Raw genomic sequence first — 23462 nt, 5'->3', positions numbered from 1 at the left:
CGACACGTCGCGCCGTCAGGACGCGTCGTAACCCGCTCGACACACTCATCAGGCAGGATGTAGCCATGGACAGGCAGCAGGAGTTCGTGCTCCGCACGGTCGAGGAGCGCGACATCCGCTTCATCCGTCTCTGGTTCACCGACGTGCTGGGGATGCTCAAGTCGGTCGCGATCGCGCCCGCGGAGCTCGAGTCGGCCTTCTCGGAGGGCATCGGCTTCGACGGCAGCTCGATCGAGGGCCTCACGCGCGTGTACGAGGCGGACATGATCGCGCGCCCCGACCCGACGACGTTCCAGGTGCTGCCGTGGCGCGGCGACCGTCACGGGACGGCCAGGATGTTCTGCGACATCCTCACTCCCGACGGCGAGCCCTCCCTCGCGGACTCGCGCAACGTGCTCAAGCGCGCGCTGGCCAAGGCGAGCGACAAGGGCTTCACGTTCTACACGCACCCCGAGGTCGAGTTCTACCTCTTCAACCACCCGGCGGACGCCTCGTCGCCGCTCGTCCCGGTCGACCAGGGCGGGTACTTCGACCACCTGGCCCGCGGATCGACGCACGACTTCCGTCGCGCGGCGATCACGATGCTCGAGTCGATGGGCATCTCGGTGGAGTTCTCCCACCACGAGGCCGGTCCCGGCCAGAACGAGATCGACCTGCGCTACGCCGACGCCCTGACCACGGCCGACAACCTCATGACGTTCCGCACGGTCGTCAAGGAGGTCGCGCTCGAGCAGGGGGTCTTCGCGTCGTTCATGCCCAAGCCCATGGCCGACCAGCCGGGCTCGGGCATGCACACGCACCTGTCGCTGTTCGAGGGCGACCGCAACGCGTTCCACGAGCCCGGCGCGCAGTTCGAGCTGTCCAAGACGGCACGCTCGTTCATCGCGGGCCTGCTGGTCCACGCGGCGGAGATCACCGCGATCACCAACCAGTACGTGAACTCCTACAAGCGCCTGTGGGGCGGGGCCGAGGCCCCGAGCTACGTCTGCTGGGGCCACAACAACCGCTCGGCGCTCGTGCGCGTGCCCATGTACAAGCCGGGCAAGGGCAACTCGAGCCGCATCGAGTACCGCGCCCTGGACTCCGCGACCAACCCGTACCTCGCGTACGCGGTCATCCTCGCGGCGGGCCTCAAGGGCATCGAGGAGGGCTACGAGCTCCCCGAGGAGACCGAGGACGACGTGTGGGAGCTCACCGACTCCGAGCGCCGTGCGCTCGGGATCAAGCCGCTGCCGCAGTCGCTCGACGCCGCGATCCAGATCATGGAGACGTCCGAGCTCGTCGCCGAGACCCTGGGCGAGCACGTGTTCGACTTCGTGCTGCGCAACAAGCGCCAGGAGTGGGACGCGTACCGCTCGCAGGTCACGCCGTTCGAGCTGAAGCGGTTCCTGCAGGTCCTGTGAGCCCGTTCTTGCCTCGGCACGTCGGGTCCTGGTGGTCGCGTTGATCCCGGGGCCCGACGGCGGCGCTCACCTCAGCAGCTTCGGCGCGCCCGCGGGGTCGCGGCGCACCACCCCGACCTCGCGCCTGCGCAGGCTCGGGTTCGCCGACGTCACCCGCTCGGTGTCGCTGCTCGACGACAAGGACCTCGTGGGCGTCCTCGGGCCGCTGCCCGAGGAGCTGCTCGCCGCGGTCGGCGCGACCGCGGACCCTGATCTCGCGCTGCTCCAGCTCGCTCGGCTGTCGTCCGCCGTGGCCGGGGACGAGGCGTCGTGCACGCTTTTCAGGGACGTGCTCTCGGGGGTGGCGTCGGTCGCTGACGCAGCGGACGCCGGCGAGCCGCCGGCCGGCACGGCCGACATAGCCGACAAGGATGCGGGCGCCCTGGCGACCGACTCACCCCCAGGCTCGGACGACACCGCGGAAGACGCGGCGTCGCACGGCCCCGCGCCGACCGGTCGTGACCGGCTCCTGGCCGTGCTCGGAGCCTCGGTCGCGCTCGGCGACGACCTGGTCTCCCACCCCGAGCTGCTGCACGTCGTGGCCGACCCCGCCCCCGGGACCGGGGTTCCCGCGCAGACCGTGCGCGCCGAGCTGCTGCGTGCCGTGGACGCGGACCCCGACGCAGGGCAGCCCGTCGCGGCGCTCCCTGCGGCCGTGGCCACCGACGCGATGCGCCGGGCCTACCGGGCGCGCATCCTGCGGATCGCCGCGACCGACCTGACCGCGTCGGACCCTCTGGCCGCGATGCCGGCCGTGGCCGCGGCGCTCGCGGACCTGGCTGCGGCCGCGCTCGAGGCCGCGCTCGGGGTCGCCCGCTCCGAGCTCGACGACCAGGGCGTGGGCGTCCGGCTCGCTGTGATGGGCATGGGCAAGTGCGGGGGACGCGAGCTCAACTACGTGTCGGACGTCGACGTGATCTACGTCGCCGAGCCCGCCGACGGGTACGACGAGGCCTACGCCACGAGCGTGGGCGCACGTCTCGCGACGGGGCTCGCGCGCGTCTGCTCTGGCACGTCCTCGGAGCCACCGTTGTGGCCCGTCGACGCCGCGCTGCGCCCCGAGGGCAAGAACGGGCCGCTCGTGCGGAGCCTTGCGAGCCATCTCGCGTACTACGAGCGCTGGGCCAAGACGTGGGAGTTCCAGGCGCTGCTCAAGGCGCGGCTGGTCGCGGGGGACGCCGAGCTCGCGGCGGCCTACCACGACGCGATCAACCCGTTCGTGTGGACGGCCGTGGCGCGCGAGAACTTCGTCGAGGACTCCCAGGCCATGCGTCGGCGGGTCGAGGACCACGTGCCGGCCGCCGAGGCGGACCGCCAGCTCAAGCTCGGCAAGGGGGGACTGCGGGACGTCGAGTTCACGGTCCAGCTCCTGCAGCTCGTGCACGGCCGGGCAGACGAGTCGATCCGCAGCCCCAGCACGCTCACCGCCCTCGCCGCGCTGGCCGCGGGCGGCTACGTCGGTCGCGAGCACGCCGCGCGCCTGGCCGCCTGCTACCGGTTCCTGCGCTCGCTCGAGCACCGCATCCAGCTCTTCCGCCTGCGCCGAACCCACCTCATCCCGACCGGAGAGGACGACCTGCGCCGTCTGGCCCGGTCGGTGGGCATGCGCTCCGAGGGAGCCGAGGGGCTCATGGAACGGTGGCGCGCGACGCGCCGCGAGGTGCGCGCTCTCCACGAGGAGCTGTTCTACCGGCCCCTGCTCCCGGCCACGGCCCAGCTGTCGACCGAGGAGGCGAGCCTCGCGCCGGAGGCGGCCAAGGCCCGCTTCCAGGCGATCGGCTACCGCGACCCCGCGGGCGCGATGCGTCACGTCGTCGCGCTGACCGAGGGTGTGAGCCGGCGTGCCGCGATCCAGCGCCAGCTCCTGCCCGTGATGCTCGGCTGGTTCGCCGAGGGCGCGGACCCGGACGCGGGTCTCCTGAACTTCCGCACGCTGTCCGAGGAACTGGGGTCGACCCACTGGTACCTCAAGCTGCTGCGCGACTCGGGCTCGGCCGCGCACCGGCTCGCGACGCTCCTGTCGAGCTCGCGCTACATGGCCGACGCGCTGTCGCGCTCGCCCGAGTCCGTGGCCTGGCTCGCGGACGACGCCGAGCTGGCCCCGCGCGGCGCGGCCCGGCTCGCGGTCGAGGCCGACGCGATCCTCACGCGCGCCGACGTCGCGGGGCCCGCGGCCAAGGCGCTGCGGGCGGTGCGGCGCCGCGAGCTCGCCCGGACGGGGGCCGCGGAGATCCTCGGCGTCGTGGACGCGGTCGACGCGGCGCGCGCGATCTCCGACGCCGCGGACCTGCTGCTCGTGGGCGGGCTGCGGGTCGCGCAGTTCGTGGCGCGCCAGGAGCTCGGGATCGCGGGACCGGCCGACGACCCCGCGCGCCTGCAGGTCGTCGCCATGGGACGCCTGGGCGGGCGGGAGATGGGCTACGGCTCGGACGCCGACGTGCTCTTCGTGTACGAGCCCGTCGACGGCGCGGCGGACCGCGACGCCCAAGCGTTCGCGCTCCTGGTCGCGACGCGCCTGCGTTCGCTGCTCGGGGACATGGGCCCCGAGCCTGGCCTGCCGGTCGACGCCGACCTGCGGCCCGAGGGACGCAACGGCCCGCTCGTGCGCTCGTTCGAGTCCTACGCCGAGTACTACGACCGGTGGTCGGCCGCGTGGGAGAGCCAGGCGCTGCTGCGCGCGCGACCTGTCGCCGGCGACCCGGGCCTGGGCGAGCGCTTCGTCGCGCTCGTCGACCCGATGCGCTACCCGGCGGGCGGGGTCGACCCCGCGACCGAGCGCGAGGTCCGACGCATCAAGGCGCGCGTCGAGGCCGAGCGGCTGCCCCGCGGCGTCGATCCTTCACGCCACCTCAAGCTGGGCCGTGGCGGGGTCTCCGACGTCGAGTGGACCGTCCAGCTCCTCCAGCTCCAGCACGCGCACGAGGTGGCGGGCCTGCGGACGACGTCGACGATCGACGCGCTCGAGGCGGCCTCGCACGCGGGCATCGTCACGCCCGACGACGCAGCGACCCTGGGCGAGGCCTGGCACCTCGCGTCGCGGTTGCGCAGCGCGCTCGTGCTCTGGTCCGGGCGCACCGGGGGACCCACGGCCGACGTCCTGCCGCACGAGGTCCGTGCGCTCGCCGGACTGGCCCGGGTGATCGGTGAGGAGTCGGGGGCCGAGCTCGAGGAGCGGTACCTGCGCACGGCCCGGCGCGCCCGCGCCGTCATGGAGCGCGTGTTCTACGGCGAGGACTGAGCTCTCCCGCTCGCCGGGGCCCGCGGTCCGGGCCCGAGCACGGGGCACCGTGCGGCGCCGTCGCACCAGCGCCGCGCCCCCCGGGGCGTCACCTCATGAAGACGAAGATGGCCGCGATGAGGGCTCCTGGGCCGGGCGATGGGGCAACGGCCGCGGGCGCGACACGACCACGGGGGCCGGGACTCCCGTGGTCGTGTCGCGCCACCCCTGTGTGAGCTCGTGCCTCAGGCGAGCGCCTTGGCCTTGAGCGTGGCGAACTCGTCCTCGGTGATCGCCCCCGAGTCGAGCAGGGTCTTGGCCTGGCTGATCTGGGACGCGGCCGAGGCGTCCGCACCGGCGACGTCGCGGATGTACGCGTCGGTCTGGGCCTTGGCCTGGGAGACGTCCTGCATCTGCCGTTCGGCCATGCCACGGCCCCTCGCGATCACGTAGACCAGCGCGGTGAGGAACGGGACCAGCACGAGCGCGATGATCCACAACGCCTTCCACCAGCCGCTGAGCTCGTGGTCGCGGAAGAGGTCTGCCAGGATCCGGAACAGGATCATGAGGTACATGAAGAAGAAGAACCACCAGATCATCAACCAGAACCAGTCCATGAAGCTGTCCATCTGACGTCCTCCTCGTACGGGTGCCGGTCAACCGGCAAGGATCTGAGACTTCTGGGCCTCGAACTCTGCGGGGCTCAGGACGCCCTGGTCGCGCAGCGCGGCGAGCTGGGTGAGCCGGGCGATCCGGGCGTCCATGTCGACCGGTGCCGGTGCGGGGGCCGGCGGCGCGGGCGCGTACGTCGGTTGGGGTGCTTGCTGCTGCGGTGGCGGGGCCTCCTGGGCAGCCCAGCGTCCCGCCTGACGCCGCGAGACACGGTTGGAGACGGCGGTCGCCGTCCCGGCCACGACGGCGGTGCGTGCGACTCCTCGGATGAGTCCTGGCATGGTGAGCCTCCTCGGTCGGTCCGGGTCAGTCGGTGGTCTCGTCGGCCTCGAGCGCGGCGAGCACGGCCTGCACGGGGATGCGGCCTCCCGCGACGAGCTGTGCGCCGCCTCGGCGCAGGGCCGTCGCGAAGGGGGCGGCCCAGACGTTCTCGTAGACGAGCACCGCTGCCGTCCTGCCCGGCTCGACGGCCTGCGCCGCCTCGACCAGGTCCTCGTGCCCCAGGAGGCCGGACACGGCCCCCGCGAAGATCTCGAGCCCGGTCGTGCCGTCGGCGAGCTCGTCGAGCTCGAGCCCCGTCACGGTCCCGTCGTCCTCCTTGCGGAGCACGAGCAGGTCGAGCACCCTGACGATCCCTCGGTCGACCAGGTCGACCAGCAGGGGGAACGCCTCGCCCGTCATGGCCTCCGACGGGAACTCGACGATCAGGTAGTCGATGGGTCCCGACTCCTGCAGGTCGGTCGGCTCCTGTGTCATGGGTCGGTCGTCCTTTCCTCCGGGGGGGCGGGCACCGGCCCACAGCCGCGCGCTTCGCCCTGTCTGGGACCAGAGTGCGCCGACGGTGGGCGCGCGTCGTCATGCAGACCGCATGAAGTTCGGGTCGTGGGACGCACCCGGTGCCGGCGCGAATCATGTGATCGTGGTGATGCGCGCCCGTCGGCCCGCGTGCGGCAATGGGTGGACAGGACCCGGTGACCGGACCGAAGGGGACGACGTGGACTACACCGACCGACTACGGCGCTTCGCCGCCAACGACGCACGGCTCGAGGAGGACCTGGAGGTCGAAGAGGTGGTCCTCGATCCCAAGACCCTCGCCCTCGTCCGCCTGGCGGCGCTCGTCGCGGTCGGAGGGGCCGAGCCGACCTGGGGCAGCGAGGTCGACGACGCCGTCAACGCCGGGGCGACCACGGCCGAGATCGTCGACGTCCTGTCGGCGACCATCCCGATCGTCGGCCTGCCGAGCGTCGTCGCCGCAGCCCCCAAGCTCGCCCTCGCCCTCGGGTTCGACCCCTTTGACGCCCGGGAGCCCGGGTGAGCGCTCAGGCGCCCAGCAGCCCTCGGTCGATCGCGGTGCGCACGGCGTCGCTCCGGCTCGAGACCCCGAGCTTGCGGTAGATGGACCCGATCTCCGAGCTGGCCGTGTTCCGGGACACGAAGAGCCGCTCCCCGATCTCGCGGATCGTCAGGTGGGTCTGCAGGTAGGGCAGGAGGCGCAGCTCGGCGGGGGTCAGGGGGGTGCCCGACGTCGGCAGGGCCGTCGCGCGCGAGGCTGCGTCGAACGCACGGCGCAGCTCGACCACCTCGTCCGCGAGTGCGCCGAGCGCCGGGCGACGCAGCAGCACGTCGTCGATCTCCCGCAGGAGGTGGTTGACGGTCGAGGCGTCAGCGGTGGCCCAGCTCGTCCGGGCGAGCTGGAGCCGGGTGCGGACCGCGAGCGTCGGGAACGCGTACGTGCTGAAGGTCCGTGCACGCATCGCCCGGGTGAGCAGCGCGCGCGTTCCCGCGAGGTCGCCCGCATGGTGGCGGTACCGCGCGGCCAGCGCGAACCCGAGGGCGCTCGTCGGGTAGTCGTGCATCCGGCGTGCGTCGATCACGTCGAGGAGCCGGAGGACCCGGTCGCCTGCGCGCGCCCAGCGGTCGTGATCCATGTCGAGCTGCGCGAGCTGGGCCTCGGCGAGCACGAGCGTGCTCGCGTGGTCGAGCTCCTCGGCCGCCGCAGCGGCCCGCTCGAGCTGGTCGGTCGCCGCGTCCTCGTCCCTGACGAGACGCAGGGCGTCGCCGCTCAGGGCGAGCGCCGTGTCCCGCCACGGGCTCCACGCGGGCTCGCAGTCCAGGGCGGTGCCGACGTCGTCGAGCATCTGCTGGGGTCCGTCGGGGCAGCGCAGCGCCCGGAACATGGCGCGCGCCGACGCGAACGAAGCGGTCCCGTCGACCGGTTCGCCGTCGAACGAGGCCGCGTCGACCACGGCTCCCCACCGCTCGGCCGTGGCCGCGTGCCCCTCGTGCACCGCGACCAGGCCCGCGAGCACCGCGAGCGGCGGGTACTTCGTGATGGCCTCGTCGCCGAGCGCTGCCAGCCAGCGGTCGATCGTGGTGACCCGGCCTGCCTGGACCTGGGGCATCACGACGCGCGCGACGAGCCGGGAGGTCCGCTCGACGTCGGGGGTCGCGAGCAGCATCTCGATCGCGCGTTCGGGCGAGCCGTTCTCCTCGTACCAGTCGGCGGCCCGCGTCCGCAGTGCGTCGGCGAGCTCGGGCTCGGTCGCGAGGAGCTCGTCGAGGAGGAACTCGCGGAACAGCGCGTGGTAGCGGAACCACTGCCGGTGCCGGTCGACCGGGACGAGGAAGAGGTGCGAGGCCTCGATCGCCCGCAGGATCCGGGTCGAGGAGCGGACCCCGAGCAGCGCGTCGCACAACGGTGCGCCGAGCTCGTCGAGCACCGCGGTGCGCCGCAGGAACAGCCGGGTCTCGGCGGACAGCCGACGGAACGACTCACGCTGGAGGTAGTCCGCGACGTACCGATCCGTGCCGGTCACGGTCTCGGGGCCCGAGCCGTCGTCCGCGGCCACGAGCGAGGCGAGGTACACGCCGACGGGCCAGCCCTCGGTCCGCTCGGTCACGCTCGTCGCGACGTCCCGCGTGAGAGTGACCTGCGAGGCGGCGAAGACCTGCTCGGTACCCGAGACGTCGAGCGCGAGGTCCTCCGCGACGATCTCGACCGACTCGCCCGCCGCGCGCAGGCGCGCGAGGTGGGGTTGCTCGTCCCTGCTCGCCGCGACCAGCTGGGATCCCTCGGGGATGCCCTCGAGCACCACGCCCAGCACGTCGTGGCAGGCCGTCGACCGCACCTCGTGCAGGTCGTCGAGCGCGAGGACGAACGGCTCGGGGCTCGAGCGCAGTGCCGACGCCAGCCGAGGCGCTGCTCGGCCGAGGAGCGACGTGTCAGGCCCGACCATGTCCGCCACGAGGTCGGGGCGTCCCTCGCCCAGGCGTGCGAAGGCCGAGGCGAGCACGACGAGCAGCCTCGCCGGGTCGTCGTCGAGCCGGTCGAGCGTGACCCACGCGACGGGACGGGGGTCACGCTCGGCCCACTCGACCAGCAGGGTCGACTTCCCGTAGCCGGGCGGCGCCGTGACCCCCACGACGCGCCGACCGCTCGCGCGGGTCGCGTCGATCAGGTGGGCCCGGCTCACGACCGGGGCGTGCCGCTTCGGCACGGCGAACTTGGCCTCGAGGAGCAGTCCGTCGAGGCCCTGGACCGCTCGTGCCGTCGCCGGCTCGTCGCTCACCCTCACACCATAGGGCGCAGGTGCGCGCCGCGCCGGTCGTCGGAGGTACTTCCAGCGGGCGCCGAGCCACCCTGCGCCGAGGAGCGACCGGTGGCCGAGGCGCCGACGATCACGCGGACTGGGTGATGTGCCCGCGAGCAGCCGTTCCTACCGTGGGAGGAACCTGCGTCCTCGTCCTCGTCCTCGACCGAGCGGAGCCCTCATGCGTCCCGACCAGCACGCCCGCACCATGCTGCCCGTCCCGGACCGGCCGCGACCTGGGCTCACGACGTACGACGCCAAGGACCCCGACACGTCGTACCCGCCGATCGAGCCACTGCTCCCGCCCGAGGGAGCCCCGAACGTCCTCATCGTCCTGCTCGACGACGTGGGCTTCGGCGCGTCGAGCGCGTTCGGTGGCCCGTGCAGCACCCCGACGGCGGAGCGGCTCGCTGCCGGCGGGCTGACGTACAACCGCTTCCACACCACGGCGTTGTGCGCCCCCACGCGGGCCGCCATGCTCAGCGGGCGCAACCACCACTCGGTGGGCATGGGGAGCATCACCGAGACCGCGACGTCCGCGCCCGGCAACAGCTCGATCAAGCCCAACACCAAGGCTCCGCTCGCGATGACCCTCAAGCTCAACGGGTACTCGACCGCGCAGTTCGGCAAGTGCCACGAGGTGCCGGTGTGGCAGTCCTCGCCCCTGGGGCCGTTCGACGCGTGGCCCTCGGCGGGCGGCGGGTTCGAGACGTTCTACGGCTTCATCGGCGGGGAGAACAACCAGTGGGACCCGGCGCTCTACGACGGCACGACGCCGGTCGAGCCGCCCGCGACGCCCGCGGAGGGCTATCACCTGACCGAGGACCTGGCCGATCGTGCCATCAGCTGGATCCGCACCCAGAAGGCCCTCATGCCGGACAGGCCCTTCTTCGCGTACTTCGCGCCGGGGGCCACGCACGCGCCGCACCACGTCCCGAAGGAGTGGGCCGACCGGTACGCCGGGGTCTTCGACGACGGCTGGGACGCGCTGCGCGAGCGGACGTTCGCGCGCCAGAAGGAGCTCGGGGTCGTGCCCGGCGACGCGGAGCTGACTCCCCGGCACGAGGAGATCCCCTCCTGGGAGGACATGCCGGCCGACCTCAAGCCGGTCCTCGCGCGTCAGATGGAGGTGTACGCAGGCTTCCTCGAGCACACCGACCACCACGTGGGGCGGGTCATCGACGCGATCAGCGACCTCGGGGTCCTGGGCGACACGCTGGTCTACTACATCATCGGGGACAACGGCGCCTCGGCCGAGGGCACGGTCAACGGGGCGTTCAACGAGATGGCGAACTTCAACGGCATGGCCGGGATCGAGACCCCCGAGTTCCTGCTCTCCAAGCTGGACGAGCTCGGCTCCCCGTCCTCGTACAACCACTATGCGGTGGGCTGGGCCCACGCGATGGACACGCCGTTCCAGTGGACCAAGCAGGTGGCCTCGCACTGGGGCGGCACGCGCAACGGCACGATCGTGCACTGGCCGAACGGGATCGCGGAGAAGGGCGGGCTGCGCTCGCAGTTCGCGCACTGCATCGACGTGGCCCCGACGATCCTCGAGGCCGCGGGGCTGCCCGAGCCGACCATGGTCAACGGCGTCCTCCAGTCGCCCATGGAGGGCACGAGCATGCTCTACTCGTTCGCCGGTGCCGACGTCCCCGAGCGGCACGACCTGCAGTACTTCGAGATGTTCGGCAACCGAGGCGTCTACTACAAGGGGTGGAGCGCGGTCACCAAGCACCGCACCCCGTGGATCCTCGTGGGCGGCACGACGGTCGCGTTCGACGACGACGTCTGGGAGCTCTACGACGGCAGCGCCGACTACAGCCAGGCGCGCGACCTCGCCGCCGAGCACCCCGAGAAGCTGCACGAGCTCCAGCGGCTCTGGCTCATCGAGGCGGTCAAGCACGACGTGCTGCCGCTCGACGACCGCGGGGGAGAACGGCTGAGCTCGGACCTCGCGGGGCGCCCCACGCTGGTCCACGGCACGAGCCAGCTCCTGTTCCCCGGGATGGGGCGCCTCTCCGAGAACAGCGTGATCAACATCAAGAACAAGTCGTTCTCGGTCACCGCGGAGATCGAGGTCCCCCAGGGCGGCGCGCACGGGGTGATCGTCGCGCAGGGTGGGCGTTTCGGGGGCTGGTCCGTCTACGCCAAGGAGGGCACGGTGAAGTTCGTCTACAACGTGCTCGGGATCCAGGAGTTCGCGACCGAGGCCGACGTCCCGGTCCCCGCGGGCACGCACCAGGTCCGCATGGAGCTCGCCTACGACGGCGGCGGCCTCGGCAAGGGCGGAGACGTGACGCTCTTCCACGACGGGGCACCTGTCGGGACCGGCCGGGTCGGTGCGACGCAGCCCATGATCTTCTCGGCGGACGAGACGACCGACGTCGGGTACGAGTCCGGCACCCCCGTCAGTCCTGACTACACGCCGCGGACGAGCCGCTTCACGGGCAAGATCCACTGGGTCCAGATCGACCTGGGGAGCGACGACCACGACCACTTCATCGACCCCGAGGAGCGGTTGCGGATCGCGATGGCCCGGCAGTGAGGGGAGTGCCGGGGGAGCGGTGAGACAGGGCCGCCCTTGCTGGTGGCGTGTCCGAGGGGTGGCCCCGCGTCGCGTGCGCCGCCCCCAGCCCGACGGCGCCGCTCACCTCCTCGGTGAGTCGCGCCGTCGGGCACGGGCGTCCCGGACGGGACCGCCGCGCTGCCCTGTCAGGGGGCGACGTACGCCGCGAGGTGCTGACCGGTCAGCGTGGAGCGGTCGGCCACCAGGTCGGCGGGCGTGCCCTCGAAGACGATCCGGCCGCCGTCGTGACCCGCTCCCGGGCCGAGGTCGATGATCCAGTCGGCGTGCGCCATGACCGCCTGGTGGTGCTCGATCACGACGACCGACCGGCCCGACTCGACGAGCCGGTCGAGCAGGCCGAGGAGCTGCTCGACGTCGGCCAGGTGCAGGCCCGTCGTGGGCTCGTCGAGCACGTAGACGTCGCCCTTGGCCCCCATCTGCGTCGCGAGCTTGATCCGCTGGCGCTCACCGCCCGAGAGCGTCGTGAGGGGCTGGCCGAGGCTCAGGTAGCCCAGCCCGACGTCGACGAGCCGCGTGAGGATCGAGTGGGCGGCCGGGATGCGTGACTCGCCCGTGGCGAGGAACTCCTCGGCCTCGGTGACGGACATCGCGAGGACCTCGGCGATGTTCTTCCCGCCCAGCGTGTACTCGAGCACCGAGGCCTGGAACCGCTTGCCGCCGCACTCCTCGCAGGGGGTCTCGACCGTGGCCATGACACCGAGGTCGGTGTAGATGACGCCTGCGCCGTTGCACACGGGGCACGCCCCCTCGGAGTTGGCGCTGAAGAGGGCGGGCTTGACCCCGTTGGCCTTGGCGAACGCCTTGCGGATCGGCTCGAGCAGGCCCGTGTAGGTCGCCGGGTTGCTCCGTCGCGAGCCGCGGATCGCGCTCTGGTCGATCACGACGACCCCCTCACGGCCCGCGACCGAGCCGTGGATCAGCGAGCTCTTGCCCGACCCGGCGACGCCCGTCACGACGCACAGGACCCCGAGCGGGACGTCGACGTCCACCCCCTGCAGGTTGTGCTCGGTCGCGCCCCGGACCTCGAGCGCGCCCCGGTGCGCACGCACGCTCGACTTCACCTTCGCGCGGTCGTCGAGGTGGCGGCCCGTCGTGGTGTCGCTCGCGCGCAGCCCGTCGACCGTGCCCTCGAAGCAGATGGTGCCCCCGTGCCGCCCGGCCCCCGGGCCGAGGTCGACGACGTGGTCCGCGATCGTGATCGCCTCGGGCTTGTGCTCCACGACCAGGACCGTGTTGCCCTTGTCCCGCAGCTGGAGCAGCAGCGTGTTCATGCGCTGGATGTCGTGCGGGTGCAGCCCGATGGTCGGCTCGTCGAACACGTAGGTGACGTCGGTGAGCGAAGAACCCAGGTGGCGGATCATCTTGGTGCGCTGCGCCTCGCCACCCGACAGCGTCCCCGAGGGGCGGTCGAGCGAGAGGTACCCCAGGCCGATCTCCGCGAACGAGTCGAGCAGGTGCTGGAGCCCCTTGAGGAGGGGCGTCATCGAGGGCTCGTCGAGACCGCGGACCCACTCGGCCAGGTCGCTGATCTGCATCGTGCAGACGTCCGCGATGCTCTTGCCGCGGATCTTCGACGAGCGGGCCTCGGGGCTCAGCCGCGTCCCGTCGCACTCGGGGCAGGTCTGGAACGTCACGGCCTTCTCGACGAACGCCCGGATGTGCGGCTGCATCGCGTCGACGTCCTTGGACAGGAAGGACTTCTGGATCTTGGGGATCAGGCCCTCGTACGTGAGGTTGATGCCCTCGACCTTGATCTTGGTCGGCTCCTTGTAGAGGAGGTCGTGCAGCTCGCGCTTGGTGAACCTGCTGATCGGCTTGTCGGCGTCGAAGAACCCGCTGCCCCGGTAGATGCGCCCGTACCAGCCGTCCATCGAGTAGCCCGGGATCGTCAGCGCGCCCTCGTTGAGCGACTTGCTGTCGTCGTACAGGGCCGTGAGGTCGAAGTCGGTCACGCTGCCCTTGCCCTCGCAGCGCGGGCACATGCCGCCCAGCTGGTGGAACGAGGCCTTCTCCGCCTGCGTCTTGCCGCCACGTTCGATCGTGATGGCACCGCTGCCCGAGACCGAGGGGACGTTGAACGAGTAGGCCTGCGGCGAGCCGATGTGCGGCTGCCCGAGCCGGCTGAAGAGGATGCGCAGCATCGCGTTGGCGTCGGTCACGGTGCCCACCGTGGAACGAGGGTTGGCCCCCATGCGCTCCTGGTCGACGATGATCGCGGTCGTCAGCCCGTCCAGCAGGTCGACGTCAGGGCGCGCGAGCGAGGGCATGAAGCCCTGGAGGAACGCGCTGTACGTCTCGTTGATCATGCGCTGGGACTCGGCCGCGATGGTGCTGAAGACGAGCGAGCTCTTGCCCGAGCCGGAGACCCCGGTGAAGACCGTGAGCCGACGCTTGGGGATCTCGACGCTGATGTCCTTGAGGTTGTTCTCCCGGGCGCCCTGCACGCGGATCATGTCGTGGGTGTCGGCGACGTGCGGTGCGGGCACGGCGGTGCCCGTGCTCGTGGCGGTGCTCATCTGTCTCCTCCTGGTGGGCAGGTCGCGATCCCTGCCGGTGGCGCCGGACGTGGTCCGTCCATCGTCGGACGACCGGACCTGCTCCGCACGCAGGATCGACGTGACGCGCGGACAGGTCTGCGGGACACGTTAGCCGGGGGCACCGACGTGGGGCTTCTCGATTCCTGCTCGGTGGGCTGGGCAGGCAGGACGGGAGGCGTCAGCGCCCTGACCTGCGGAAACATCGCCGTGATGTCTCGATGACACCATGTTGTCAAAAGAGTGACGCCACATCTATTGCACTGACACCATTCGTGGTGTCATAGTGGCGTCATGGAACTTACGAGATATGTCGACGAGCTGCAGCACCAGCTCGCCACCGCGGCCGCCGCAGGCGGGGACGACGCGCGTGAGCTCGCCGGTCGTCTGACGGCCCCGCTCGACGCCGCCGTCCGTCTCGTCCTGCTCGAGGCGCTCTCGACCGCGGCCGACGAGATCACGGCCGAGCTCGCCCCGGGTGCGGTCGACGTGCGACTGCGCGGTCGTGACCCCGAGTTCGTCGTGACCCCGGCCCCGAGCTCGCGCTTCGAGGAAGCGACGACCCCGCCTGCGGAACCCGCCCGCGCAGCGGTCCTCGACCCCGACGACGTGAGCACGTCCCGCACGACCCTCCGCCTCCCTGACCAGCTCAAGGCACAGGTCGAGGAAGCGGCGGCTCGTGAGGGCATGTCCGTCAACACGTGGCTCGTGCGTGCGGTCGCCGCGGCGCTCGCACCCGCTGCCACGTCCCGCCCGCCCGTCCGGGCCACGAGCACCTCCGGTCGTGTGACCGGCTGGGTGCGCTGACACCACCCGACACACCACATCACGGCGCCCCGCCACCGCGAGGCGGACAAGAACAGCCCTCTGGAGGATCCGTCATGCCCACTTTCGCTGCCCCCACCCCCGTCCCGGTCGTCATCGACGTCCCGTTCGGCAACCTGTACGTGGTCGCCGGCGAGCGCGACGACGTCGTCGTGACCGTGCTGCCGGGCGACCCGACCAAGTCCGGTTCGGTGCGAGCCGCCGAAGAGACGCGCGTCGAGCGTGACGGCGACACGATCAGGATCGTCTACCCCAGCTCGTGGAAGCAGTACGTCCTGCCGTTCGCGTCGGGCGGCGCCAAGGTCACCATCGAGCTCCCCGCCGGGTCGAACCTCCGCGGCAAGGCGGGCTCGCTGTACGCGGAGGGCAGGCTCGGCGTGGTCGACCTGAACCTCAACGGCGGCAACGCCCGGCTCGACGACGTCGAACGCCTCGACATCAAGGTCTCGGCGGGCTCGCTCACCGTCGGCAGGGTCTCCGGCGCCGTCGACGCCGTGGTCTCGGCGGGAGGACTGCGCGCCCGCGCGCTCGACGGCGACGCGGTCGTCAAGGTCCCGAACGGCACGACCGAGATCGGGCAGACCACCGGGAGCCTGCAGGTGAACGGAGCCCACGGGGAGATCGCGATCGACCGCTCGCTCGGCGACACCGTCGCGAGGTGCGCGCACGGGAACATCCGTGTCGAGCAGGCCGCGAGCGGTCGCGTCCAGCTCGAGAGCTCGTACGGCTCGATCGAGGTCGGGGTCCCTGAGGGGACCGCCGCATGGCTCGACGCGACGTCGCAGCACGGTGCCGTCCGCAACCTCCTGCAGGACGCGGCTGGGCCCGACGAGAGCGACCTGACCGTCGAGGTCCGTGCCGGCACGAGCTACGGCGACGTCGTCGTCCGCCGGCCGCACGCCTGAACGTCTCCCCGCCCTTCTGCACCCCGTGCCCCACCTGATCGTCGCTCCACCCGCACGTCCACCACCATCGAAGGAGAAGCCCATGACCACCACAGCCCGCGGGCCCGCGATCGAGGTCGCCGGCCTGCGCAAGTCCTACACGTCGAAGTCCGGCAAGCAGCTCGTGCTCGACGGGGTCGACCTCGTGGTCCCCGCCGGGACCGTGACCGCGCTCCTCGGCCCGAACGGGTCCGGCAAGACCACCACGGTCGGCGTCCTGTCGACCCTCCTGGCGGCGGATGCCGGCACGGTGCGGGTCGCCGGTCACGACGTGGCTCGCGAGCCCGACGCGGTGCGCGCCTCGATCGGCGTGACCGGTCAGATCACCGCGGTCGACGAGCTCCTCACCGGCACCGAGAACCTGCGTCTCATGGCCGACCTGAACCACCTGGGCCGGGCGGCCGGCCGCCGCCGGACGGCCGACCTGCTCGAGCAGTTCGGACTCGCCGAGGCCGCGGGCAAGCCCGTGGCCACCTACTCGGGCGGCATGAAGCGCAAGCTCGACCTCGCGATGACGCTCGTCGGGACGCCGTCGGTCGTGTTCCTCGACGAACCGACCACGGGCCTCGACCCGCGCAGCCGCATCACCCTGTGGGACGAGGTGCGGGCCCTCGTCGCAGGCGGCACCACGATCCTGCTGACCACGCAGTACCTCGAGGAGGCCGACCGGCTCGCCGACTCGGTCGCCGTCCTGCACGACGGGCGCGTCGTCGCCGAGGGCACGCCCGCCGAGCTCAAGGCCGTGCACGACGCCGGCTCGCTCGACGAGGTGTTCCTCGCGCTGACCGAACCGACCACCGACGAAGAGACCGGAACGACACAGGACAAGGAGAACGTCCGATGACCGCCATCGCCACCACCGCACCCACCACCGTCGCGCGCCCCCGACCGCTCGCCGACGTCCTGACGATGCTGCGCCGCAGCCTGCTGCGCGCGGTGCGCTACCCGGGACTGACGATGTTCATCGTCGCCGGCCCCCTGGTCATGCTCCTGCTGTTCGTGTACGTGTTCGGCGGGGCGTTCGGCGCGGGCGTCGCCCCCGGGGTCACGCCCGGTGCCGACGGACGCGCCGCCTACCTGGACTACATCACGCCCACGCTCCTCGTCATCACCGTGGTCGGGGGAGCGACGTCGGTCGCCGTGAGCGCCGCCATGGATGCCGCGAGCGGCATCATGGCCCGGTTCAAGACCATGGCGATCTCGCCCGGGTCGGTGCTGTCCGGCCACGTGCTCGGGTTCGTCGTCCAGGCCCTGATCGCGCTCGTGCTCGTGCTGGGTGCCGCGGTCGCTATGGGCTACCGCCCCGAGGCCGACGCGCTCGACTGGCTCGCGCTGCTGGGCCTGTTCGTCCTGCTCGGGATCGCCCTCAACTGGCTGTGCGTCGCCATGGGGCTCAACGCGCGCAGCGTCGAGACCGCGAGCAACACCCCCATGATCCTGCTGCTCCTGCCGTTCCTCGGCAGCGGGTTCGTGCCCGTCGAGACCATGCCGACCGCCGTGCGCTGGTTCGCCGAGCACCAGCCGTTCACGCCCATCATCGACACCGTGCGCGGCCTGCTCGCGGGCGGTGCGGGCCTCGAGGGCTCGACCGCGGTGCAGGCCGTGGCGTGGTGCGTCGTGATCGGCGTCGCCGGCTACGTGTGGGCCCGCTCGCTGTTCCGTCGGGAGCGTCGCCTCTGAGCGGCGCTCTCCTCCGACGGCCGGGTTGGCAGGTGAGCCTGCCAACCCGGCCGCGCGCCGTCGTCGGGCCTCCCGACGGCGGCGCTCACCCCGTCGGTGCGCACGCGGCGAGGGCTCGCGTCAGATCGGGCGCACGACGAGCGACTGCGCGAGCGCCCCGACAGCTCCGTGCTCGTCGTGCACCACTGCCTGCGTGAGTCCGGCACCGGTCGGGCCGAACGTCACGGTCGTGTCGAGCCCCACCCAGTCCCCGCGAGGAGAGCGGTGCAGGTGGGCGGTCAGGTCCAGGTTCGGGAAGGCCACCTCGCGCGGGTGCGCGCGCACCGACATGCCGTTGGCCGCGTCGAGCAGGCCCGCCGCACGGGCGAGCGGGCTCGCGTCCTCGTCCTCGACGAGCGCGTGGTCGGTCCGGACCCACACGGTCCCGCGCCCGGGCTCGACCAGGGCGCGACGCACGTCGATCGACTCGATGAAGCTGCCCGGCCACACGGTCGCGGGATCCCAGGCGGGTGTCTCCTGCGGGCCGGACACGGGCGGGGGAGCGCCGCCCGCCAAGGCCGTGGTGTCGGAGGTCCGGGCGAGCCACGCGCGGACCGTGATCGCGCGGCGGTCGCCGCACGTCAGCTCCGCCTCGACGAGCTCGACCGTGCGCCCTGCGCGGAGCACCGTGAGCCGGGTGTCGACCTCGCGGAGCGGGTACGTCCCCCAGATGTCGTACGACAGCCGGGTCACGGCGAGGTCGCCGCGCCCGCGCTCGTCGCGGTCCGTCTCGACGAGGTGGGCAAGCAGGCCGAGCGAGGGCGCGACGTGCTGCTCGTCGGTGCGCCACGCGCCCCCCACGTGCTCGGTCGGGTCGAAGGTCGTCACGCCGGTGCGACGGAAGTAGGCCATGGGTCTCCTCAGGACGGACCCGCTCGTGGCGGGTGGGCGCGTCCTTCCTACCACCCCGGAGGCCTGCGAGGGGCTTTCCCCTCAGGTGTGCGGGACCGCTGCGGTTCGGTGTGTGGCCCGAGGCCTTGGTTCGCGCGCAACGACCGACGGTGGTCGTACTGGCTGTGACTGCGGCGCGACGTGGAAGTCAACGGATGGACAAGCTCCGGCGGCGGTCCCACCTCAGAACTAGAGGCCCGTCGTGCTCACACCGTGCTCTGCCTGCTCCGCGGTGTAGCCCTCGAACATGAGCTGGTCGATGAGCCCGGAGCGCGAGAAGGAGGTGAACTCAAGGTAGCTCGCCGCGCTGGCCGCGGCCTGCGCGTTCCAGTCGACGCCACCTTCGGTCTCCAAGCGGGCGATCGCGAACTCTGCATCCGGGGTGCCGAAGCCTTCGAACTCGAGCTGGCCGGCAAGGCCGGAGCGCGAGAAGGCTGTGAAGTCGAGATAGCTCACGGCCGAGCGATAGGCATTCTGCTGGGCGACCGAGCCCAGCCGCGCGGCCTCGGCGGCAGCGGCCTCGGCAGCGGCTGCCTCGTCCGCCAAGCGCTGCTCCTCCGCGATGCGGTCCGCCTCAGCCTGCGCAGCAGCCGCCGCGTCCTCCTCGGCCAGACGCTCAGCCTCGGCGGCCTCTTCGGCAGCAAGGTCCTTTGCTGACTTCTCGTCGTCCGGGGTCTGCGTGGTTGCACTGTCCGCGACGGGCCTTTCCTGATTTCCGCCGCTGCCTCCTCCGCTCAGTGCAGCAGCCAGCACGATGAGCAGAATCGAGGCTGCGCCGATTCCAGTGAGAATCTTGTGGCGGGCGAACCAGGAATTCGTCCTCGGCTTTCCCGTGAATAGTGGGGGAGGAGGCTCCGTGGGTCCTGTCGTGGCGGAAGGGGGCTCCGATGATCCCGCGATACCGCCGACGGAGTCGTCGACCCAGAACTCCCAGCCCTGCGGCGCCGGGCCCCACGAGGGATCGGATGTCCAGCCTGGCGGAGGTGTCCATCCAGCAGGAGGCGGGGGCCAGTTCGGCGGGGAAATGTAGCGCAGTGCCATGGCCACTCCTCTGGAGATTCTGGTGCATCGGCATGAGAAGTCTGGCACGGCGAAAGATCGGGGTATACGGCTATGGGCGGCGAACCGTCTGTGGGGCGGGTGAATTCTGAGGCACTGAGCGAATCACGGGGTGTTTTGTCGTGCGTGTTCCCGCCCATATCTTCAGAGCGCTGGGTTCTCTCCCGGACCCGGCTCGATCGTCCAGACGGGGTCGGTGAGCTCGACCGGGGGCAGGGGAGTGGTCCGAGGGTGCATGGCGCGTACCGTCCCGGTCGCGCGGGGCGGCGCAGTCGGCGCCCGTGATCGCCCGGCGGGAGGCCGTGCCGGGGCGCCGGGTGGCAAAAGTGTGGCACCCCGGTCGCCACGTCGGGCGGCCGGGGTGCCATCACTGCAGGTCAGGAGCTCACGACTACCACCGCGAGCACCGACGATCAGAGGTCGTAGTAGAGCTCGAACTCGTGCGGGTGCGGGCGCAGACGGATCGGGTCCACCTCGTGGTCGCGCTTGTACGCGATCCACGTCTCGATGAGGTCGGGGGTGAAGACGTCCCCGACGGTCAGGAAGTCGTGGTCGGCCTCGAGTGCGGACAGGGCCTCCTCGAGCGAGGCGGGCACCTGCTGGATCGCGGCGTGCTCCTCGGGGGGCAGCTCGTACAGGTCCTTGTCGACCGGCTCCGGCGGCTCGATGCGGTTCTTGATGCCGTCGATGCCCGCGAGCAGCTGCGCCGCGAACGCCAGGTAGGGGTTGGCCGTCGGGTCCGGGACGCGGAACTCGACGCGCTTCGCCTTGGGGTTGTTGCCCGTCACGGGGATACGGATGCACGCGGAGCGGTTGCGCGCCGAGTAGACCAGGTTGACGGGGGCCTCGTAGCCGGGCACCAGGCGACGGTAGGAGTTGACCGACGGGTTGGTGAACGCGAGCAGCGCGGGAGCGTGCTTGAGGAGGCCGCCGATGTACCAGCGAGCGAGGTCGGAGAGGCCGCCGTAGCCCTTCTCGTCGTAGAAGAGGGGCTCGCCGTCCTTCCAGAGCGACTGGTGCGAGTGCATGCCCGAACCGTTGTCACCGAAGATCGGCTTCGGCATGAAGGTCGCGGACTTGCCGGCCTCCCAGGCGACGTTCTTGATGACGTACTTGAACTTCATCAGGTCGTCGGCCGCTGCGGTCAGCGTCGAGAAGCGGTAGTTGATCTCCTGCTGGCCGGCGGTGCCCACCTCGTGGTGCGCGCGCTCGACGTCCAGGCCGACCTGGTCGAGGACGGCGCACATCTCGTCGCGCAGGTCCGCCATCTGGTCGTTGGGGGAGACGGGGAAGTAGCCACCCTTGTAACGGGTCTTGTAGCCGAGGTTGCCACCCTCTTCGACGCGGCCCGTGTTCCAGGCCGCTTCCTTGGAGTCGAGGTGGTAGTACGACTCGTTCTGGCTCGTCTTGAACCGGACGTCGTCGAAGATGTAGAACTCGGCCTCGGGGGCGAAGAACGCGGTGTCGGCGATGCCGGTGCTGCGCAGGTACGCCTCGGCCTTGAAGGCCACGTTGCGCGGGTCGCGGGAGTACGCCTCGTCGGTGAAGGGGTCCACGATCGAGAAGTTCACGATGAGCGTCTTGCGCTTGCGGAACGGGTCGATGTAGGCGGTCGTGACGTCAGGGATGAGCTTCATGTCCGACTCGTGGATCGCCTGGAAGCCGCGGATCGAGGACCCGTCGAACATCATGCCGTCCGTGAAGGCGGACTCGGCGAACTGCGAGATCGGGATGTTGAAGTGCTGCATGACGCCCGGCAGGTCGCAGAACCGGACGTCGACGAACTCGACGTCCTCGTTCCGGGTGAAGGCGATTGCCTCCTCCGCGTTCTTGAACATCCGTAACTCCTTGGTAGTGGGTCCTCTGGCCGTACCTCCAGTGGCGCCTCGAACCTAGGCCCCGGGAGTTTCCCCACCGTGTACCGAATGTTTCGTCCGTGTTACACAGCGCCCTGCCGTGTGACATCGGCGCGACGATGCGTGGTGGGGGACCCCGAACCAGGACAAGCCGGTCAGGCGCCGGAACCTCGCTCGCCGACACGTAGGCTGGGGCCGTGGTGTCGCGTGAAGATGTGGGTTCCTGGCTCGAGGGTACGCCGACCGGTGGGGAGGACGGCCGAGGCGGCCGCCTCGGCCTGCCGCCCGACGGTCCCGGCTCGATGGCGACGCTCGGCCGCAGGGTCGTCGCGCTGTGCATCGACTGGCTGCTGAGCATGCTCATCAGCTACCTGGTGTTCGACGCGAACTCGATGGCGACGCTCGGCGTGTTCGCGGTCGAGAACCTGCTCCTGGTGAGCACGCTCGGCTACACGGTCGGTCACCGGGTCATGGGCCTGCAGGTGCGGGTCCTGGGCGGCGAAGGTCGCATGGTCGGCCTGTGGCGCGGGTTCGTGCGGACGGCCCTGCTGTGCCTGGTCATCCCGGCCGTGGTCTGGGACGGCGACGGCCGCGGCATGCACGACAAGGCCGCGGGCACGGTCATCGTCCGCGCCTGACCTGGTCCGCGCTCCTCGCGGGCGCGCGCCACACGAGCGTGTACCGCCAGTAGAGGCGTCGGCGCAGGCGCGCCCCCGGCAGGATCACGCGAGCCGCCGCGTTCAGCTCGGCGTGGCTCGTGGTGACCTCCGCGATCGGTGAGCCGTGCTCCCACTCGCCGCGGCGCCGTCGGGCGATCCTGGCCACGGGGATCGCGGCCGCGCTGACCGTGCGGTCCCAGGCCGTGCGCGGCCGTGTCAGCCCCACGACCGCGAGCGTGCCTCCCGGCGCGACCAGCTCGCGCAGCCTCCGCAGCCCCTCGTCGAGCGGGAGGTGGTGCAGCGTCGCGACCGTCGTGACGAGGTCGAACGGCTCGGCGAGCCCGGGTAGCGGGGCGAGGACGTCGCCCGCGACGTAGTCGAGCCCGGTCGCCTCGGGCGGGCCGCCCGCTGCGGCCCGCGCTCGCCCCACCTGGTCGGGGTCGAGGTCCACCCCCAGGACGTGCTGCGCACCGGCCGCCCGCAGGCGGCGGGTCAGGAGCCCCTCGCCGCACCCGACGTCCAGGGCTGTGCGTGTCCCGGGGGTCACGAGCCGTGCGAGCCCAGGGTGGTAGTGGGTGCTGTGGTTCCAGTACGGGTCGCTCACCGTTCTCCTCCGGCGTCGTCGGCGCAGGGTGTCGCTGAGCGGCCCAGGACGCGGACAGCCGCCGACAGACGGGCTGTCGACGGGCTGCCGGTGCGGGTGTGCGCAGGCTCAGCGCCCGCGCATGCCCTTGCGGTCGGGGCGTGCACGCGTCGGGTCGATCCCCTTGGGGATGGGGAGCTTGGCGCCACCCAGCGCGCGCAGGCGCTTGCTGACCTCCGCCACCTCCGGCTTGGTGAGCGTCGGACGCAGCTTCTGGACCGTGCGTGCGAGCTTCTTGAGAGGCACCTGGTCCTCGCCGTTGCCGCACTGGATCGTGGTGACCGGGACGTTCGGCAGCACGCGCGTGATGCGACGCTTCTCGGCGTCGAGCAGCTTGCTCACGCGGTGCGCGGGGCCCTCTCCGACCAGGACCACGCCGGCGCGACCGATGCCACGGAACACGAGGTCCTGCTGCGGGTTCAGGGCGACGGGCTCGTCGTCGAAGGTCCAGCCGCGGCGGATCGTGCCGAGCGCGGCGCGGGCCGCACCGGGCTGGCCGTCGATCCGGCTGTAGGCGGCCGTCTCGGCGCGACGGGTCAGGACGAACAGCGAGCCGAGGAACGCGAACGGCAGACCCACGATGAGCGTGTAGACCCAGGGACCCCACGCCAGCCCGATCCCGATCGCGACGGCGAGGATGCCGACGAACACGGCGAGCATGATCCAGGTGACCGCCGGGTCCTCGGTGCGCGTCATCTTGTACGCGTCCCAGACCTGGTGATACCAGCGCTGCTTCTTCTGCTTCTTCGGCTTGGTGCCGTCGACCCCGGTCGAGGGGTCGGTGCTCTTGTTGCGGGCCATGGTGCCTCAGTCTAGTGGTG

General features: G+C 71.5%; 19 protein-coding genes. 9 read left to right on the top strand and 10 right to left on the bottom strand.

Features of this window, described 5'->3' with window-relative positions:
* Window positions 1–65 precede the first annotated feature (65 nt).
* A complete protein-coding gene (locus tag ACFWGN_RS12200) occupies window positions 66–1403 on the top strand; it encodes a glutamine synthetase family protein (RefSeq protein WP_191805534.1) in 1338 nt (445 codons plus the stop codon).
* A gap of 40 nt (window positions 1404–1443) precedes the next feature.
* The gene (locus ACFWGN_RS12195) at window positions 1444–4680 is read left to right on the top strand and encodes a bifunctional [glutamine synthetase] adenylyltransferase/[glutamine synthetase]-adenylyl-L-tyrosine phosphorylase (RefSeq protein ID WP_377617322.1); all 3237 of its coding nucleotides are present in this window, start codon (window positions 1444–1446) and stop codon (window positions 4678–4680) included.
* Window positions 4681–4904: 224 nt separating this feature from the next.
* Here ACFWGN_RS12195 and ACFWGN_RS12190 read toward each other — a convergent pair whose 3' ends face one another.
* Genes ACFWGN_RS12190 through ACFWGN_RS12180 form a run of 3 tightly spaced genes read right to left on the bottom strand, consistent with a single transcriptional unit; the run spans window position 4905 to window position 6087 of the window.
* Window positions 4905–5288 carry an SHOCT domain-containing protein gene (locus tag ACFWGN_RS12190; protein WP_191805530.1) on the bottom strand — a complete coding sequence of 128 codons (384 nt, stop codon included), beginning with the start codon at window positions 5286–5288 and terminating at the stop codon, window positions 4905–4907.
* Between the two features lie 27 nt (window positions 5289–5315).
* Window positions 5316–5612 (bottom strand): SHOCT domain-containing protein, encoded by a 297-nt coding sequence (locus tag ACFWGN_RS12185; protein WP_191805529.1) that lies wholly within the window; start codon window positions 5610–5612, stop codon window positions 5316–5318.
* A 25-nt stretch (window positions 5613–5637) separates the two neighbouring features.
* Entirely contained in the window at window positions 5638–6087 is a 450-nt protein-coding gene (locus ACFWGN_RS12180; protein ID WP_191805528.1) for a DUF6325 family protein, read from the bottom strand.
* 238 nt (window positions 6088–6325) lie between these two features.
* Here ACFWGN_RS12180 and ACFWGN_RS12175 point away from each other — a divergent pair, with 238 nt between their 5' ends.
* Complete coding sequence (locus ACFWGN_RS12175) at window positions 6326–6646, top strand: carboxymuconolactone decarboxylase family protein (protein WP_191805527.1); 321 nt, start codon at window positions 6326–6328, stop codon at window positions 6644–6646.
* A gap of 4 nt (window positions 6647–6650) precedes the next feature.
* Here the strand turns inward: ACFWGN_RS12175 and ACFWGN_RS12170 are convergent, their stop codons facing one another.
* Window positions 6651–8900 (bottom strand): LuxR C-terminal-related transcriptional regulator, encoded by a 2250-nt coding sequence (locus ACFWGN_RS12170; protein WP_377617091.1) that lies wholly within the window; start codon window positions 8898–8900, stop codon window positions 6651–6653.
* A gap of 202 nt (window positions 8901–9102) precedes the next feature.
* Here ACFWGN_RS12170 and ACFWGN_RS12165 point away from each other — a divergent pair, with 202 nt between their 5' ends.
* Window positions 9103–11469 carry an arylsulfatase gene (locus ACFWGN_RS12165; RefSeq protein WP_377617089.1) on the top strand — a complete coding sequence of 789 codons (2367 nt, stop codon included), beginning with the start codon at window positions 9103–9105 and terminating at the stop codon, window positions 11467–11469.
* Window positions 11470–11636: 167 nt separating this feature from the next.
* On the opposite strand, the gene ACFWGN_RS12160 is transcribed toward ACFWGN_RS12165, so the two are convergent.
* On the bottom strand, window positions 11637–14027 hold the full coding sequence (locus ACFWGN_RS12160) for an ATP-binding cassette domain-containing protein (RefSeq protein ID WP_377617087.1): 2391 nt from the start codon (window positions 14025–14027) through the stop codon (window positions 11637–11639).
* Between the two features lie 312 nt (window positions 14028–14339).
* Here ACFWGN_RS12160 and ACFWGN_RS12155 point away from each other — a divergent pair, with 312 nt between their 5' ends.
* The 4 genes from ACFWGN_RS12155 to ACFWGN_RS12140 all read left to right on the top strand — a co-directional run bounded on the left by ACFWGN_RS12155 (window position 14340) and on the right by ACFWGN_RS12140 (window position 17494).
* Window positions 14340–14852, top strand: a complete 513-nt coding sequence (locus ACFWGN_RS12155) for a ribbon-helix-helix protein, CopG family (protein ID WP_377617086.1) — start codon at window positions 14340–14342, stop codon at window positions 14850–14852.
* Window positions 14853–14926: 74 nt separating this feature from the next.
* Window positions 14927–15775: a DUF4097 domain-containing protein gene (locus tag ACFWGN_RS12150; RefSeq protein WP_377617084.1), complete on the top strand. Its 849-nt coding sequence runs from the start codon at window positions 14927–14929 to the stop codon at window positions 15773–15775.
* An 82-nt stretch (window positions 15776–15857) separates the two neighbouring features.
* Complete coding sequence (locus ACFWGN_RS12145) at window positions 15858–16658, top strand: ABC transporter ATP-binding protein (RefSeq protein ID WP_377617083.1); 801 nt, start codon at window positions 15858–15860, stop codon at window positions 16656–16658.
* Window positions 16655–17494 (top strand): ABC transporter permease, encoded by an 840-nt coding sequence (locus tag ACFWGN_RS12140; protein WP_191805520.1) that lies wholly within the window; start codon window positions 16655–16657, stop codon window positions 17492–17494. The genes ACFWGN_RS12145 and ACFWGN_RS12140 overlap by 4 nt, the downstream gene beginning before the upstream one ends.
* A 120-nt stretch (window positions 17495–17614) precedes the next feature.
* On the opposite strand, the gene ACFWGN_RS12135 is transcribed toward ACFWGN_RS12140, so the two are convergent.
* From ACFWGN_RS12135 to glnA, 3 genes are all read right to left on the bottom strand, one after another.
* A complete protein-coding gene (locus ACFWGN_RS12135) occupies window positions 17615–18385 on the bottom strand; it encodes a thioesterase family protein (RefSeq protein ID WP_377617082.1) in 771 nt (256 codons plus the stop codon).
* A 228-nt stretch (window positions 18386–18613) separates the two neighbouring features.
* Window positions 18614–19177: an Ltp family lipoprotein gene (locus ACFWGN_RS12130; RefSeq protein ID WP_377617081.1), complete on the bottom strand. Its 564-nt coding sequence runs from the start codon at window positions 19175–19177 to the stop codon at window positions 18614–18616.
* A gap of 719 nt (window positions 19178–19896) precedes the next feature.
* Complete coding sequence (glnA, locus tag ACFWGN_RS12125; protein ID WP_377617080.1) at window positions 19897–21321, bottom strand: type I glutamate--ammonia ligase; 1425 nt, start codon at window positions 21319–21321, stop codon at window positions 19897–19899.
* A gap of 215 nt (window positions 21322–21536) precedes the next feature.
* Between glnA and ACFWGN_RS12120 the strand changes: the two genes are divergently transcribed.
* Window positions 21537–21977: an RDD family protein gene (locus ACFWGN_RS12120; protein WP_191805842.1), complete on the top strand. Its 441-nt coding sequence runs from the start codon at window positions 21537–21539 to the stop codon at window positions 21975–21977.
* Here ACFWGN_RS12120 and ACFWGN_RS12115 read toward each other — a convergent pair.
* Window positions 21961–22602, bottom strand: a complete 642-nt coding sequence (locus ACFWGN_RS12115; protein WP_377617077.1) for a class I SAM-dependent methyltransferase — start codon at window positions 22600–22602, stop codon at window positions 21961–21963. The genes ACFWGN_RS12120 and ACFWGN_RS12115 overlap by 17 nt on opposite strands.
* A 108-nt stretch (window positions 22603–22710) precedes the next feature.
* Window positions 22711–23442 (bottom strand): DUF4191 domain-containing protein, encoded by a 732-nt coding sequence (locus ACFWGN_RS12110; protein ID WP_191805843.1) that lies wholly within the window; start codon window positions 23440–23442, stop codon window positions 22711–22713.
* Window positions 23443–23462 lie beyond the last annotated feature (20 nt).

Origin of the sequence: Oerskovia sp. NPDC060338, assembly GCF_042726295.1 — a bacterium.
GTDB classification, from domain to species: Bacteria; Actinomycetota; Actinomycetes; order Actinomycetales; family Cellulomonadaceae; genus Oerskovia; species Oerskovia merdavium.
Note: the sequence above shows the minus strand (reverse complement) of the source record. Positions and strands in the feature narration are given on the sequence as shown.